Source organism: Psychrobacter sp. AOP31-B2-9, assembly GCF_052378005.1.
Lineage (GTDB): Bacteria > Pseudomonadota > Gammaproteobacteria > Pseudomonadales > Moraxellaceae > Psychrobacter.
Window position 1 is genome coordinate 1 of record NZ_JBQSXG010000357.1, and the last position, 358, is coordinate 358.

The 358-nt window shown below is 29.9% G+C and carries 1 pseudogene; it reads right to left on the reverse strand.

Features of this window, described 5'->3' with window-relative positions:
• Window positions 1–146 precede the first annotated feature (146 nt).
• Window positions 147–358: pseudogene (locus ACT3SX_RS15615) on the reverse strand (OmpA family protein); the annotation flags it as partial.

Here is a 358-nt window from a genome sequence, read left to right on the forward strand (position 1 = left end):
TCGATGATCATTCATGTTGATAAAACACTATTTATCTCACATAAATTCCATTATGGAAAAATGGTTTTAAATACGATTGTATAAAAAAATAATATCTATTTAGGTTTAACATAGGTCTCAATATATTATTTTATTTATATTGAAATTCAACCATTACAATTTGATAAAACGCGACTAATTTGATGGTTCTGACGAGTGCTTTGCCTTAATAATAGCAGTGCCTCACTTTCAGGTATATTCTGAAGGATAGGACTACCTTCTGGTGATGAAGCGACTTGTAAATAAGTCGTTGTTTGAGGATTAAGTTGATACTGCTTAGAATAAGAAGTAACGTCACCACTTTCTTCATTCAATATTT